Origin of the sequence: Pseudomonas sp. 8BK, from assembly GCF_902506475.1 — a bacterium.
Lineage (GTDB): Bacteria > Pseudomonadota > Gammaproteobacteria > Pseudomonadales > Pseudomonadaceae > Aquipseudomonas > Aquipseudomonas anguilliseptica.
On the sequence record NZ_LR733252.1, the window covers coordinates 327,678 to 341,290 of the forward strand.

11 protein-coding genes are annotated in these 13,613 nt (G+C 63.7%); 5 read left to right on the forward strand and 6 right to left on the reverse strand.

Annotated elements, in window-relative coordinates:
• Window positions 1-29 precede the first annotated feature (29 nt).
• Window positions 30-1,385, reverse strand: a complete 1,356-nt coding sequence (locus ACIN8IBEIGE_RS01425; protein WP_160013084.1) for a 3-oxoacyl-ACP reductase — start codon at window positions 1,383-1,385, stop codon at window positions 30-32.
• 182 nt (window positions 1,386-1,567) lie between these two features.
• Here ACIN8IBEIGE_RS01425 and ACIN8IBEIGE_RS01430 point away from each other — a divergent pair, with 182 nt between their 5' ends.
• On the forward strand, window positions 1,568-2,848 hold the full coding sequence (locus ACIN8IBEIGE_RS01430; RefSeq protein WP_160013085.1) for an acetyl-CoA C-acetyltransferase: 1,281 nt from the start codon (window positions 1,568-1,570) through the stop codon (window positions 2,846-2,848).
• 198 nt (window positions 2,849-3,046) lie between these two features.
• Here the strand turns inward: ACIN8IBEIGE_RS01430 and ada are convergent, their stop codons facing one another.
• Window positions 3,047-4,084: a bifunctional DNA-binding transcriptional regulator/O6-methylguanine-DNA methyltransferase Ada gene (ada, locus tag ACIN8IBEIGE_RS01435; RefSeq protein WP_160013086.1), complete on the reverse strand. Its 1,038-nt coding sequence runs from the start codon at window positions 4,082-4,084 to the stop codon at window positions 3,047-3,049.
• A gap of 122 nt (window positions 4,085-4,206) precedes the next feature.
• Here ada and ACIN8IBEIGE_RS01440 point away from each other — a divergent pair, with 122 nt between their 5' ends.
• Both ACIN8IBEIGE_RS01440 and ACIN8IBEIGE_RS01445 read left to right on the forward strand, forming a co-directional pair.
• A complete protein-coding gene (locus tag ACIN8IBEIGE_RS01440; RefSeq protein WP_160013087.1) occupies window positions 4,207-7,713 on the forward strand; it encodes a response regulator in 3,507 nt (1,168 codons plus the stop codon).
• Window positions 7,714-7,726: 13 nt separating this feature from the next.
• Window positions 7,727-8,914, forward strand: coding sequence for an HD domain-containing phosphohydrolase (locus ACIN8IBEIGE_RS01445; RefSeq protein WP_160013088.1), 1,188 nt, complete (start codon window positions 7,727-7,729; stop codon window positions 8,912-8,914).
• Here the strand turns inward: ACIN8IBEIGE_RS01445 and ACIN8IBEIGE_RS01450 are convergent, their stop codons facing one another.
• Together ACIN8IBEIGE_RS01450 and ACIN8IBEIGE_RS01455 are read right to left on the reverse strand one after the other, a co-directional pair.
• On the reverse strand, window positions 8,915-9,196 hold the full coding sequence (locus ACIN8IBEIGE_RS01450; RefSeq protein WP_090376619.1) for a DUF2218 domain-containing protein: 282 nt from the start codon (window positions 9,194-9,196) through the stop codon (window positions 8,915-8,917).
• Window positions 9,197-9,221: 25 nt separating this feature from the next.
• Window positions 9,222-9,863 carry an NAD(P)-dependent oxidoreductase gene (locus ACIN8IBEIGE_RS01455; protein WP_160013089.1) on the reverse strand — a complete coding sequence of 214 codons (642 nt, stop codon included), beginning with the start codon at window positions 9,861-9,863 and terminating at the stop codon, window positions 9,222-9,224.
• Window positions 9,864-9,964: 101 nt separating this feature from the next.
• Here ACIN8IBEIGE_RS01455 and ACIN8IBEIGE_RS01460 point away from each other — a divergent pair, with 101 nt between their 5' ends.
• Window positions 9,965-10,855, forward strand: coding sequence for a LysR family transcriptional regulator (locus tag ACIN8IBEIGE_RS01460; protein ID WP_160013090.1), 891 nt, complete (start codon window positions 9,965-9,967; stop codon window positions 10,853-10,855).
• A 3-nt stretch (window positions 10,856-10,858) separates the two neighbouring features.
• Here the strand turns inward: ACIN8IBEIGE_RS01460 and ACIN8IBEIGE_RS01465 are convergent, their stop codons facing one another.
• Window positions 10,859-11,263 carry a DUF2218 domain-containing protein gene (locus ACIN8IBEIGE_RS01465; RefSeq protein ID WP_306109725.1) on the reverse strand — a complete coding sequence of 135 codons (405 nt, stop codon included), beginning with the start codon at window positions 11,261-11,263 and terminating at the stop codon, window positions 10,859-10,861.
• Window positions 11,264-11,610: 347 nt separating this feature from the next.
• On the opposite strand from ACIN8IBEIGE_RS01465, the gene ACIN8IBEIGE_RS01470 reads away from it, so the two are divergent.
• Window positions 11,611-12,498: a PA4780 family RIO1-like protein kinase gene (locus tag ACIN8IBEIGE_RS01470; RefSeq protein WP_160013091.1), complete on the forward strand. Its 888-nt coding sequence runs from the start codon at window positions 11,611-11,613 to the stop codon at window positions 12,496-12,498.
• A 195-nt stretch (window positions 12,499-12,693) separates the two neighbouring features.
• On the opposite strand, the gene ACIN8IBEIGE_RS01475 is transcribed toward ACIN8IBEIGE_RS01470, so the two are convergent.
• On the reverse strand, window positions 12,694-13,563 hold the full coding sequence (locus ACIN8IBEIGE_RS01475) for a neutral zinc metallopeptidase (protein ID WP_160013092.1): 870 nt from the start codon (window positions 13,561-13,563) through the stop codon (window positions 12,694-12,696).
• Window positions 13,564-13,613 lie beyond the last annotated feature (50 nt).

Here is a 13,613-nt window from a genome sequence, read left to right on the forward strand (position 1 = left end):
GGATTGCATCCACCCTACAACAGCGCGTTTTATGCCCCGAGCAGGCTTTGCCCGCAGACACGCAGCACTTGCGCGGTGGCCGCGCCCGAGCCTGGCTGGGCGAACCAGGCCACGGCTTCGGCGACGTCCTGCGGCAGGCCACCCTGGCCCATGGAGTTCATCCTCCGGCCGGCTTCGCGGATGGTCAGCGGGATGGCGGCGGTCATCTGGGTTTCGATAAAGCCCGGTGCCACGGCGTTGATGCTGATGCCGCGCTTGGCCAGTGTCGGTGCCCAGGCCTGGGCCAGACCGATCACCCCGGCCTTGCTCACCGCGTAGTTGGTTTGGCCCAGATTGCCGGCGATGCCGCTGATCGAGGCGATCAGCACCACGCGGCCGTTGTCGTGCAGCTTGCCGGCGTCCAGCAGGGCCTGGGTCAGCACTTGCGGGGCACTGAGGTTGACGTTGATCACCGAGTTCCAGAACGCATCGCTCATCTTCGCCAGGGTCTTGTCGCGGGTGATGCCGGCGTTGTGCACAACGATATCGATGCCGTCCGGCAGGGCATCGACCAGCTGCGCGGCGGCGTCCTCGGCGCAGATGTCCAGGGCCAGACCTCGTCCGCCCAGGCGTGCGGCCAGGGCATCCAGGGCATCCTTGGCCGGTGGTACGTCCAGCAGTACCACCTCGGCGCCGTCTCGGGCCAGGGTTTCCGCGATGGCCGCACCGATGCCGCGCGAAGCGCCGGTGACCAGCGCCTTCTTGCCGGCCAGTGGGCGAGTCCAATCCTTGACCTGTTCGCCACAGGCGTTCAGGCGCAGCACCTGGCCGGAGACATACGCGCTTTTCGGCGAGAGGAAGAAGCGCAGCGCGCCTTCCAGCTGCGCTTCGCCGCCTTTGCCGACGTAGATCAGCTGCACGTTGCCGCCACGGCGGATTTCCTTGCCCAGCGAGCGGGTAAAACCTTCCAGTGAGCGTTGCACGCTGGCGGCAATCGGGTCTTTCAGCGATTCCGGGGCGCGGCCGAGGATCACCACGCGGGGGCATTTGCCCAGGCCTTTAAAGGTCGGCTGGAAGAAGTCGCGTAGCTCGATCAACTGCTCGAAACGGGTCAGATGGCTGGCATCAAACACCAGTGCTTTGAGTTTCGGGCCGTGTTCGGCGGTCCAGCGCGGCAGCTCGAACTGGCCTTCGCGCGTGGCGTAAAGGGCGTCGGTCAGCTTGTGGGCGAAGGGCAGTACGGCGCTGGCCAGGCTGCCTTCACCGCCCAGCAGGAGGGCGCCGTCTACCGGGCGGCTGCGTCCGGCCATCCAGCGCTCCAGCAGCAGCGGCGCGGGCAGGCCGAGTGCGCTGACCAGACGGCGCCCGGACGTGGAGTTGGCAAAGGCGAGATAACGGTCGGACATGGAGCGGCTCCTGCGCATGGATCAAAAGTGCGCCCACTCTACGCAGGCCGCAGAAATGCGCAATTGACCGCATCCGCCTGCTGCACTGGCAAGGCGGCCAATGCCACACTGCGGTAACCAGCTAGCCTGTGCACCACTTAGTAGAACCGGTTCTTAGACCCTTCCCTGTTCAGGAGTCATTCATGACCCAGCCGCGCCGCGTCGCCATTGTTGGTGGCAACCGTATTCCGTTCGCCCGCTCCAACACCGTGTATGCCACCGCGAGCAACCAGGAGATGCTGACCAGTGCACTGGATGGTCTGGTCGAGCGCTTCAACCTGCACGGCGAACGCCTCGGCGAGGTGGTGGCTGGTGCGGTGCTCAAGCATTCGCGCGACTTCAACCTGACCCGTGAATGCGTGCTCGGCTCGCGCCTGGCCCCGGAAACTCCGGCCTATGATCTGCAGCAGGCCTGCGGCACCGGCCTGGAAGCGGCACTGCTGGTGGCCAACAAGATCGCCCTCGGGCAGATCGAGTGCGGTATTGCCGGCGGCGTCGACACCACCTCGGACGCGCCAATCGGGGTCAACGAAGGGCTGCGCAAGATCCTTCTGCAAGCCAACCGCGGCAAGACTACCGGTGAGAAGATCAAGAGCCTGCTGCAGATTCGCCCACGCCACCTGGCTCCGGCCATTCCGCGTAACGGCGAGCCGCGTACGGGGCTGTCGATGGGCGAGCATTGCGAGCTGATGGCGCAGACCTGGGCCATCCCGCGTGACGAGCAGGACCAATTGGCCGTGGCCAGTCACCAGAAACTCGCCGCCGCTTACGCCGAAGGCTGGCACGACGACCTGCTCACTCCATTCCGTGGCCTGACCCGCGACCAGAACCTGCGCGCGGACATCAGCCTGGAAAAGCTCGCCACCCTCAAACCCTGCTTCGAGCGCAGCCCGCGCGGCACCCTGACTGCCGCCAACTCGACGCCGCTGACCGATGGCGCGTCCCTGGTGCTGCTGGCCAGTGAAGAATGGGCCAAGGCCCGTGGACTGCCGATTCTGGCCTACTGGAAGGACGGTGAAGCCGCCGCGGTGGACTTTGTCGGCATGGGCAAGGAAGGCCTGCTGATGGCTCCGGCCTACGCCGTGCCGCGCCTGCTGGCGCGCAACAAGCTGAGCCTGCAGGACTTCGATTACTACGAAATCCACGAAGCCTTCGCCGCCCAGGTGCTCTGCACCCTCAAGGCCTGGGAAGACGCCGACTACTGCAAGAGCCGCCTGGGCCTGGCTGCGCCGCTGGGTGCCATCGACCGCAGCAAGATGAACGTCAAGGGCGGTTCCCTGGCGGCTGGTCACCCCTTTGCTGCGACCGGCGGGCGCATCGTCGCGAACCTAGCCAAGCTGCTCTCGGTGGCGCAGGAAGGCCGTGGGTTGATCTCGATTTGCGCCGCTGGCGGTCAAGGTGTGACTGCAATCCTGGAAAAGTAATCAAACAGCGGTATCCGCACGCGGTGCGGGTGCTGATGTATGCAACTCCGTGATTTGGAGCGGCCCACGCAGTGGTGCCGCTCTTTTTTTATCTCAGCATTCGAGCAAGTAGGTTGGTGTTGAGCGCAGCGAAGCCCAACAGACCGCTGCATATCTCGTTGGGCTTCGTCGCGTTGCTCCTCAACCCAACCTACGCAGCTATTGCGCCTGGGTATCGGCTTCGCCCTTCAGCAGCGCCGCCTTGCGCGCCAGGCCCCAGCGGTAACCACTGAGGCTGCCGTTGCTGGCAATCACCCGGTGGCAGGGCACCAACAGGCCCAGCGGGTTGCTGGCGCAGGCGCGGGCCACGGCGCGCGGGTGGCTGCCCAGTTGCTCGGCCAGTTCGGCGTAGTTGCTTGTCTGTCCCAGTGGAATCTGTTGCAGGGCGCGCCACACCTGCTGCTGAAACGCCGTGCCGCGAATATCCAGCGGTAACTGGGCGGCACGTTGCGGTTCACGGATTTGCGCCAGAACTTGGTGCAACTCCGCGCCCAGGCCGGTGTTATCCAGCTGCAACTCGGCGGCGGCAAAGCGTTGCTGCAATTCATTCAGCAGCAGCGCCGGGTCGTCAGCAAACAGCAGTGCGCAAATGCCTTTGCCACTGCTGGCCAACAGCACGTGGCCGAGCGGGCAGGGCGCGATGCAGTAGCGCAGCTGTTCGCCCGCCCCCTGCTTGCGCCGTTGTGCCGGGCTGAGGGCGGCTGGCTGCTGATACAGCGCGCGGGTGCCAGAGTAACCGGCGTTCAGTGCGGCATCCAGCACGCTGCCTGCCGCTGGCAACTGTTGCTCCAGGCGCGCGCGGCGTTGCGTCTCGTGCCAGGCTTTCGGCGTCAGCCCGGTGCGGGCCTTGAAGGCGCGTGCCAGATGCGAGGCGGACAGGCCAATGCGCGCGGCAAGTTGGGCAAGGGGTAGTGGCTGCTCGCTGTTATTAAGTAACTCACAGGCAGCCACGATCAGCGCATCCAGTTGTTCGGCCGGGCTCTGCCCTTGCGGCGAGCAGCGTTTGCATGGGCGAAAGCCAGCAGCGGCTGCGGCGTCAGCGTCGACATGGAAACTCACGTTCTCGCGCTTGGGCCGCCGCGCCGGGCAACTGGGGCGGCAATAGATACCGGTGCTGCGCACGGCAAACACAAAGCGGCCATCCTGCGCGGCGTCACGGTCGCATACGGCTTGCCAGCAGCGGTCGGCATCGAGCATGGCGTGATCCTCAATAAACATGGGCTGATTGTCGGCTGTGGTTGGTGGTCTGCCAATCCACATCTGACTTTCAAACTGCTGACTAAGCTCAATAGCACCTGATTGTCCGCAAGGATGCCGCCATGTCGCGCCTCTGCTGCCTGTTGCTGTTATGCCTGCTGCCCTCCTTGGCAGTGGCGGCGCTGCCGCTGAACGAACAGCAGCGTGTCTGGCTCGCCGAACACGCGGTGATTCGGGTGGGTATTGAACGTAGCGGCTGGCCGCCGTTTGATGTGCTGGACAAGCAAGGTCAGCATCGCGGCCTCAGTGGCGACTACCTGGCGCTGCTCGGTCAGCGCCTGGGGCTGCGCTTTGAGCCGGTGCTGATGGACGACTGGGATAGCGCGCTGAAAGCCCTGCGCAGCGGCCAGGTCGACCTGCTGCCATCGGTAGCCAAGACCGCCGAACGTGAAGCCTTTATGGCCTTCAGCGATCCTTATCTGACCAGCAGCAGCCTGATCTTTACCCGCGGCGAACTGGCGGTGCAGCGTCTGCGTGACCTGGCCGGCAAACGGGTGGCCATCGAGCGCGGTTATGCGCTGCAGCAGGCCTTGCGCGAGCAGGTCAAGGGCGTGCAGTTGCTCGAAGTGGGCGACACCGAAGCGGCGCTGCGCGCGGTGTCTTCTGGCCGCGCCGATGCCTATGTCGGCGACATGATCGTGGCCAGCTACCTGATTCGCGAGTTGAACCTGACCAACCTCGAGCTGCGCGGCGAAACCGGCCTGTCCAGCAGTGAGTTTCGCTTTGCCGTGCGCCCGGACTGGCCGCAACTGGTGAACCTGCTGAATCTGGCCATGAGTGACCTGAGTGACACCGAGCAGGAGGCAATCAAGGAACGCTGGCTGCCACCGCTGACCATATTCAACTGGCGGCGCCTGCTGGCCGTGGGCTGGCCTTATCTGCTCGGCCTGCTGGCGCTGGTGATTTTCGTGCTGGTGTGGAATCGCCGCCTAGCGGTGCAGATTGCCGAGCGCCAGCGTGCCGAGGCCGAAGCCAGCCTTCAGCGCAGCACCTTGCTGGCGTTGATCAACGCGATTCCCGATCCAATCTGGTTCAAGGATGTCGACGGCCGTTATGTCGGCATCAACCAGGCCTGCGCCACGCTATTCGGCCGCCCCAGTGAGGCGGTGCAGGGCCAGCGTGACGAGGCGCTGCTTGATCCGGCCTGGGCTGCCTCGCGCGCCGAGCATGACCGTATCGCCAGAAGCCAGGCGCAGCCGTTTGAAAGCGAAGGCTATTCGCTCTACCCGGATGGCCGTCGGGTGATCTTCGATACATTGCGCACCACCTTCTATGACGAGCAGGGTCAGTTGCTGGGGTTGGTGGGTATCAGCCGCGACATCACCGCGCGCAAGCAGGCGGAACAGGCCATGGCCGAGGCCAAGGAGCTGGCCGAAGAGGCGGCGCGGCTGAAATCGGACTTTCTCGCCAATATGAGTCACGAAATCCGCACGCCGATGAACGCGATTATCGGCATGTCGCACCTGGCGCTGAAAACCGAGCTGAATCCGCGCCAGCGCGATTACCTGGGCAAGATTCAACAATCCGGCCAGCACCTGCTGGGGATCATCAATGACATCCTCGACTTCTCGAAGATCGAGGCCGGCAAGCTGACCATCGAACGCATCGACTTTGACTTGCAGCAGGTGCTGGAAAACCTCGCCAACCTGATCGGCGACAAGGTCGCTGCCAAGGGCCTGGAACTGGTGTTCAACCTCGATCCGCAGCTGCCGCAGCAACTGGTCGGCGATCCGCTGCGCCTCGGGCAGATCCTGATCAACTACGCCAACAATGCGGTGAAGTTCACCGAGCAGGGCGAGGTCGAGGTGATCCTGCGCGTCGAGCAGCGCGACGCCGAGCAGGTGCTGGTCTACCTTGGCGTGCGCGACACCGGTATCGGCCTGACGCCTGAGCAGATGGGTAGGCTGTTCGAGTCCTTCCAGCAGGCCGACAGCTCGACTACGCGCAAATACGGCGGCACCGGTCTGGGGCTGGCCATCTGCAAGAGCCTGGCCGAGGCCATGGGCGGCAGCGTCGGGGTCGAAAGTCAGCCGGGGCAGGGCAGCCTGTTCTGGTGCCGCGTGCCGCTGGGCATTGCTCGCCAGCAAACCCAGCGACTGCTGCCGCAGGCCGATCTGCGCGGGCGCAAGGTGCTGGTGGTGGATGACAACGACAGCGCGCGGCAGGTGCTGCACGACATGCTGGAAAGCATGAGCTTTCGCGTCGAGGCCGTGGCCTCGGGCATGGTCGCCTTGCAGCAGGTGCAACAGGCCAGCCTGCAACGTGAGCCGTTCGAGGTGCTGCTAGTCGATTGGCAGATGCCTGGCATGGATGGCATTGAAACCCTGCGCCGGGTGCGCGAACTCAATCTGCAACCGCCACCGCACCTGTTGATGGTCACTGCCCATTGTCGTGAGGAGGTGCTGCTGGGCGCGGAGAAAGTCGGTGTCGAGGATGTGCTGCTCAAGCCGCTCAATCCCTCGCTACTGTTCGACGCGCTGATCCGCAGCCTGGCTGGCGTGGAGCCGGAGCAGGGCTTTGCGCGCTTGCCGGTGGGTGAGCAGATTCCCAATTTCGGTTCATTGCGTGTGTTGCTGGTGGAAGACAACGAGCTGAACCGCGAAGTGGCCTGCGGTCTGCTGCAGGAAAGCGGCTTGCAGATCGATCAGGCTGAGCACGGCGGCATCGCCCTGGAGCTGCTGCGCAGCCATGCCGACGGTTATTACGCCCTGGTGCTGATGGACATGCAGATGCCGGTGCTGGACGGCATCGCTACCACCGAGGCGATTCGCCGCGAGCCGCGTTTTGCCGCGCTGCCGATTATCGCCATGACGGCCAACGCCATGCCGGCCGACCGTGAGCGCTGTCTGGCCGCCGGTATGAACGATCACCTGGGCAAGCCGATTGAGCCGAACGAGCTGTGGCATACCCTGGCGCGCTGGATGCCGACCCAGGCCGAGTCGCTGGCTGAGTCGCCCCGCGTAGCCGAAACGGCCATGGATTGGCAGTTGCCGGGGGTGGATGTCGACAGCGGCCTGCGCCGGGTGCTCGGCAAGCCCGAGCTGTATCAGCGCCTGCTCGGCAAGTTCGCTGCCAGCCAGGCGGATTTTCCCGCGCAGCTGCGCGCCGCACTGGCGGCCAATCAGCAGGAAAGTGCCGAGCGCCTGGCCCACAGCCTCAAGGGCCTGGCCGGCAACCTCGGCGCGACGGACCTGGCGGCTCAGGCGGCGACCCTGGAAAGCGCGATCAAGGATGCCCGTCACGATGAGCTGGACGGCCTGCTGGCCGAGTTGCAGCAGAGCCTGGAAGCCCTGGTGGCGGCGATCAACGGGCAATTGCCTGCCGAGCCGCCGCACGAATTGCTGGCGGTGGATAGCGAACAGCTGCTGCAACTGTGCCGGCAGCTGCAGCGACTGTTCGTCGAGGACGATCCGCGCGCCGGAAAACTCTTCGATGAGCAGGCCGAACTGCTGCGCAGCGCCTTTAATAGTGAATACGCGGCGCTGGCTGCAGCGGTGCGCGGGTTTGACTTCGAGCTGGCGCTGGCGCTGCTGCAAGCAGCCGCCGGGCAACGGCACCTGAGACTATGAGTGGGGAGTGGTGATGGACAACATACTCGACCGGCCGGATCAGCCCTTGGTGCTGGTGGTGGACGATACCCCGGAAAACCTTGAGCTGATGAGCGGACTGCTGCTTGGCAGCTACCGGGTCAAGGTCGCCAGCAGTGGCGTCAAGGCGCTGCGCATTGCCGCCGGCAGCCAGCAGCCGGATCTGATCCTGCTCGACATCATGATGCCGGAGATGGACGGTTACGAGGTTTGCCGCCTGCTCAAGCTAAACCCGGCCACGGCGGATATTCCGGTGGTGTTTCTCACCGCCAAGACCGAGGTGGCTGACGAGCAGCACGGCTTTGACCTCGGCGCGGTGGACTACATCACCAAACCGATCAGCCCGCCCTTGGTGCTCGCCCGCGTACACGCGCATTTGCAGCTCAAGGCCAGCGCGGATTTCCTGCGTGACAAGAGTGAATACCTGGAGCTGGAAGTGCGCCGCCGCACCCGCGATATGCAGCGCCTGCAGGAGGTCACCATCGAGGCCATGGCCAGCCTTGCGGCCATGCGCGACAACCCTTGCGGCAAGCACCTGGCGCGCATCGAGCCCTATATGACCACCCTGGCTACAGCGCTGGCCCATCAGCAGCCGGCGCTGGTCGATGAGTTGAACCGCGAACGCATCACTCAACTGGGCAAGTCGGCACTGCTGCATGGCATTGGCAAACTGGTGCTGCCGGATCGCATCCTGCTCAACCCGATCCAGCAGCTGCAGGGCGATGATCTGCAATTGCTGCATCGGCATACCGAAGCCGGGCGTGATGCCTTGCTTGCCGCCGAGGCCAAGCTGGGCAACGTCACCGATTTTCTCCGCGATGCCCGCGATATCGTCTATAGCCAGCATGAGTGCTGGGACGGCAGCGGTTATCCGCAGGGCCTGCTGGGCGAGCAGATTCCACTGACGGCCAGGTTGATGGCGGTGGTCGGTGCCTATGAGGAACTGACCAGCCACCACCTGTATCGGCCGTCGTGCAGCCACGCCGAAGCGCTCAAGCAGATCAGCGCGGCCAGTGGTACGCGCTTCGATCCCTCGGTGGTGCTGGCCTTTATCGAAGCCGCCGATGACTTCGCCAACATTGCTCAGCGCCTGGCCGACGATGCGGCGGCGATTCATGCCGAGCTGCAGCGCCTGGATGAGTCATTGGGCGAAAGCATCGAGCTGACCCTGCCTGCTGGCTGATCACTGCCAGTCGAGGCTCAGCTCGGCTTGCCAGGCAAAGCGCTCGAAGTGACTGGTCACCACCTTCTTCAGGCTTTCCAGGCCTTCGCTGCTGGCGCTTTGCACGCTCAGGCGCAGGCCGTCGGCCTCTGCCTGCAGCAAGGCCAGGCCGCTGTCGAACTCGATACGCCCCTGCTGCTCATCGAAACTCACCGGAATCTTGTGGGCGAAGTGCTTGCACAGCCGGCTGATATAGCGGGCCGGTGTATCCGTGACGACATAGGCGCTGGCGTTCAGTTGCATGGGGTTCTCCTGATCAAGTGGCGGCTTAATAGCCGACGGTAAAACGCTGGCGCAGGTGTTGCGGGCGCTCCAGCTCATCGATGATGGCCACCGCGAGGTCAGCCACCGAGATCTGCGCAGGGGCGTCGCCATTCATCAGCAACTGCTCGCCGCCGATGCGGAACTGTCCGCTGCGCGCGCCCGGCTGCAACAGTGCGGGTGGTGAGGTAAAGCTCCAGGCCAGCGCGGTTTCAGTTTTCAGCAGGTTGAGGGTCTGCCGCGCACCTTCGGCGCCTTCCCTGTATTCGGCGGGGAAGTCCGGGGTGTCGATCAGTTGCAGGTTGGGGGCGACATACAGGCTGCCCGCGCCGCCGACCACCAGCAGGCGCTGTACGCCGGCTTGTTTAGTGGCGGCGATGATCGCCTGGCTGCCCTGGATAAAACGCTGGCGAATTTCTGCAGTGCCCCAGCCTGGGTTGAATGCATGGATTACCGCGTCATGGCCCTTGAGCTGCGCGGCCAATGCGTCGGCGTTGTAGGCATCGCCAGCCATGGCGGTAAGCGCCGGGTGCTGCGGCAGTTTCGCGGGATCACGGACGATGCCGCTAACCTGGTGGCCACGGTCCAGGGCTTCTTGCAGAACAGCTGCGCCAACAAAGCCGCTGGCGCCGATCAGGGCGAGTTTCATGGGGTGTCTCCAGTTGGAATTAAGTGGAGTAGATAATCGCAGTTGGGTAAAGGGCAGAAAAATAGGCTAAAAAGGCTTTAACTATTAAGCAGGGCTTACGAATGGAGCAGTTAAAGCGCATGGCCGTGTTCGCCACCGTGGTCGACCGTGGCTCCATGGTGGCGGCGGCCGAGGTGTTGGGGATGACGGCGTCAGCGGTCAGTCAGCAGATTCGTAAACTGGAAGACAGCACTCAGGTCAGCCTGCTGCATCGCACCACGCGCAAGCTGACCCTGACCGAGGCAGGCGCGACCTTTTATCAGAGCTGCGCCCAGGTGCTGGCGCTGGCGCAGCAGGCTGAACAGCGTCTGGCCGAGTTGCGTGATGCGCCGGTAGGCGAACTGCGCATTGCCGCGCCGGTGGGGTTTTCCGGGAGGCGGCTTAGCGCGGCACTGGCGCCGCTGTTACAGGCGCACAGCGGCCTGAGCCTCAAGCTGTTTTTTCATGATGAGCAAATCGATCTGATTGAACAGCGTATCGATCTGGCCATCCGCGTCGGCAATCTGGAGGATTCCAGCCTGGTGGCGCGGCATATCGGCGATTCGCGCATGCTGCTCTGCGCCGCACCGGCCTATTTGCTGCGCAAGCCGCCGATCAATCATCCGCAAGACTTGATCGGTCTGGACTGGCTGATCCTACATGGCGATAACGCGTTCAATCTGCTGGAACTGCATGGGCCGGATGCCCAGGTCGAGAAGCTGCGGGTGGAGAGCCGGGTGGGCTGCAACAACATCCTCGCCGTGCGGCATTTCACCTTGGCGGGTATGGGCGTGTCGCTGCAGCCTGAGCAGGAAGTGCGCGAGGAGTTGGCCAATGGCAGCCTGCGCGAGCTGCTGCCGCACTGGCATATGCCGCCATTCGGTATCTATCTGGTGACGCCGCGCCGCGATGCGCAACCGGCCAAGGTGCGCTATGCCATCGAGGCGCTACGCCAGCACCTGCTGGCGCCCTGACTGCTATTGCCAGTCGAGGCTGAGCTCGGCTTGCCAGGCAAAGCGCTCGAAGTGTGCGGCGATCAGATGCTTGAGCTTGTCCAGGTCTTGCGGGTTGTTGCTCAGCGCGGTGATATGCAGGCCGGCTCGGTCGGCATGCAAGTGCGAGAGACCGAACGTGAACTCGATGCGCCCGTGGTGCTCATCGAAACTCACCGGTAGCTTGTGGGCGAACTGCGTACACAGGCGGCTGATATAGCGCGCTGGCGTAGCGGTGGCCACATAGCTGGAGGCAATGTACGGCGCGCTGATGCCGTTGCAGCGCCCGGGGTGGGCATGGCGCTGGGCTGCTAGGTTGTCCAGTGCGTCGCGCGGGTAGAGGGCAGGGGCCAGGGTCATGCTGCTGGTGCCAGATTGGGCGCGTTTCATGGTTATTTCCCCAATCACTGCTGGCTCAGGCAAAGCGCCTTCGCGGGGTAAAGTTCAGGTCCAGTGCGTTAAGGGATGAGCGACTGGCAATTATGTTGCCTATGGGACAGTGCTTAATCCCTTTTGGTTGCATCGGGCGCTTGCTTGTAACGCCAGGTTTGCTTGGTTTTCTTGTGCATAAAGTGCTGCCAGGCTGCGTGATTGAGCGGTTTGCGGCATATCCGGCCGGATCGCGTAATACCCAGCAATCTGGGGCTTGCTGACAGGAGGGTGGGCGCTGCGTAAAGATTGCCGTATAACGGGCGGCAGATACGACTTGGGCAACACAGGACCCCTGATTAAAGCTGATGAAGACGCCAAAACGTATTGAGCCGCTGGTTGAGGCCGGGCTGGTCGATGAAGTGGTACGGCCGCTGATGAGTGGCAAAGAAGCTGCTGTCTATGTGGTGCGCTGTGGTGATGAGTTGCGCGTCGCCAAGGTCTACAAAGAGGCCAACAAACGCAGCTTCCGTCAGGCTGCCGAGTACCAGGAAGGCCGCAAGGTACGTAATAGCCGTGATGCCCGGGCCATGGCCAAAGGCTCGAAGTACGGTCGAAAGGGCCAGGAAGACGCCTGGCAGAATGCTGAAGTGGCGGCTTTGTTCCGTCTGGCTAACGCCGGAGTGCGGGTGCCCAAGCCGTATGACTTCCTTGAGGGCGTGTTGCTGATGGAGCTGGTCGATGACGGCGAGGGCGATGCCGCTCCGCGCCTCAATGATGTCGACCTGCATCCGGACGATGCCCGCGAATTCCACGCCTTTATGATTCGTGAAGTGGTGAAAATGCTCTGCGCCGGCCTGGTGCACGGCGACCTGTCGGAATTCAACGTGCTGCTTGATCCGGGCGGCCCGGTAATTATCGACCTGCCGCAGGCGGTGGACGCCGCTGGCAACAACCATGCGTTCAAGATGCTTGAGCGTGATGTGCGTAACATGGCCGAATACTTTGGTCAGTTTGCCCCGGAATTGAAGTTCACCAAGTACGCCAAGGAGATGTGGGCGCTGTATGAGGCCGGTGAGCTGACCCCGGAGAGCCCGCTGACCGGTGAATTCGATGATCCGGAAGAGGAAGCCGATATCGACGCAGTGATGCGCGAAATCAAGGCCGCGCTGGCCGACGAAGCACGTCGCCAGGCGCTGTTGAATGCCGAAGACGAACCCAAGGGCGAAGAGCCTCCACCACCTTGGGCACAATAGGCACCGCGTGCTGCTGATAAAAATGCCGCTCACCTGATCAGGTGAGCGGCATTTTTTATGCCCGTTGCCCGTGACTACCAGTGTTCAGTCTGCAGGGGGGATCGGGGCGCGTAGCCGACGCTTTTTTCATCCACTATCCGGATGCGCAGTGGTGGATGAGTGAAGTGACATCCACGCTGCGGGTCGTGCTTAGGGCTACAGCCGCGCAGCCTTGAAGGTGTCGCAGCGGCCGACATCCCCCCCGTCAAAACCGGTCTTGAACCAGCGCACGCGCTGCTCCGAGGTGCCGTGGGTGAAGGAGTCCGGCACTACCTGGCCGCGTGCCTGTTTCTGAAGGCGGTCATCGCCGATGGCATTGGCGGCGTTCAGCGCCTCTTCAATGTCACCAGGCTCCAGCCAGTCATGCCGGCGCTGGCCATGGAAGGCCCACACGCCCGCCAGACAGTCAGCCTGCAGTTCCTGGCGTACCAGTAGCCCGGTTGCACCTTCCACCCGCTCGCCGCGCTGGCGGGCGGCGTTGACCTTGGCCGAGACGCCGAGCAGGGTCTGTACGTGGTGGCCGACTTCATGGGCAATCACATAGGCCTGGGCAAAGTCGCCGGCGGCGCCAAAGCGCTGTTCCAGCTCGCGGAAGAAGGCCAGGTCGATATACACCCGCTGATCGCCAGGGCAATAGAAGGGCCCGACCGCCGAGTTGGCAAAGCCGCAGGCAGAATTCACCCCGCCGCGAAACAGTACCAGGGTCGGGTCGCGGTACTGGCGGTTGGCGCCCTGGAAGATTTCCCGCCAGGTGTCCTCGGTATCGCCGAGCACCGCGCGGACGAACTCCGACTGCTCGTCATTGGTCGCAGGCGTGGAGCTCTGCGGCGCGCTGACCGAGCCGCCCTGCAGGGCTTGCCCGGCCAGTTGGCCGAGAATCTGCATCGGGTCCTGGCCGCTGAGCAGGCCGATGATCACCACGATGGCCACTCCACCGAGGGTCAACCCTTTGCCGCCGCCCATGCGGGGGCTGCTGCCGCGTGCGTCCACTACGTTGTCACTGCGTCTTCCGCGTTTCCAGCGCATCGTCCTGCCCCTTTGTCTGTTTCAGCCATGCAACGTCGTTGTCTATCCTG

Coding starts and splice junctions, on each gene's coding strand:
- ACIN8IBEIGE_RS01425 (WP_160013084.1), bottom strand. CDS start 1,385: ATGTCCGACCGTTATCTCGCCTTTGCCAACTCCACGTCCGGGCGCCGT.
- ACIN8IBEIGE_RS01430 (WP_160013085.1), top strand. CDS start 1,568: ATGACCCAGCCGCGCCGCGTCGCCATTGTTGGTGGCAACCGTATTCCG.
- ada (WP_160013086.1), bottom strand. CDS start 4,084: ATGCTCGATGCCGACCGCTGCTGGCAAGCCGTATGCGACCGTGACGCC.
- ACIN8IBEIGE_RS01440 (WP_160013087.1), top strand. CDS start 4,207: ATGTCGCGCCTCTGCTGCCTGTTGCTGTTATGCCTGCTGCCCTCCTTG.
- ACIN8IBEIGE_RS01445 (WP_160013088.1), top strand. CDS start 7,727: ATGGACAACATACTCGACCGGCCGGATCAGCCCTTGGTGCTGGTGGTG.
- ACIN8IBEIGE_RS01450 (WP_090376619.1), bottom strand. CDS start 9,196: ATGCAACTGAACGCCAGCGCCTATGTCGTCACGGATACACCGGCCCGC.
- ACIN8IBEIGE_RS01455 (WP_160013089.1), bottom strand. CDS start 9,863: ATGAAACTCGCCCTGATCGGCGCCAGCGGCTTTGTTGGCGCAGCTGTT.
- ACIN8IBEIGE_RS01460 (WP_160013090.1), top strand. CDS start 9,965: ATGGAGCAGTTAAAGCGCATGGCCGTGTTCGCCACCGTGGTCGACCGT.
- ACIN8IBEIGE_RS01465 (WP_306109725.1), bottom strand. CDS start 11,263: ATGAAACGCGCCCAATCTGGCACCAGCAGCATGACCCTGGCCCCTGCC.
- ACIN8IBEIGE_RS01470 (WP_160013091.1), top strand. CDS start 11,611: ATGAAGACGCCAAAACGTATTGAGCCGCTGGTTGAGGCCGGGCTGGTC.
- ACIN8IBEIGE_RS01475 (WP_160013092.1), bottom strand. CDS start 13,563: ATGCGCTGGAAACGCGGAAGACGCAGTGACAACGTAGTGGACGCACGC.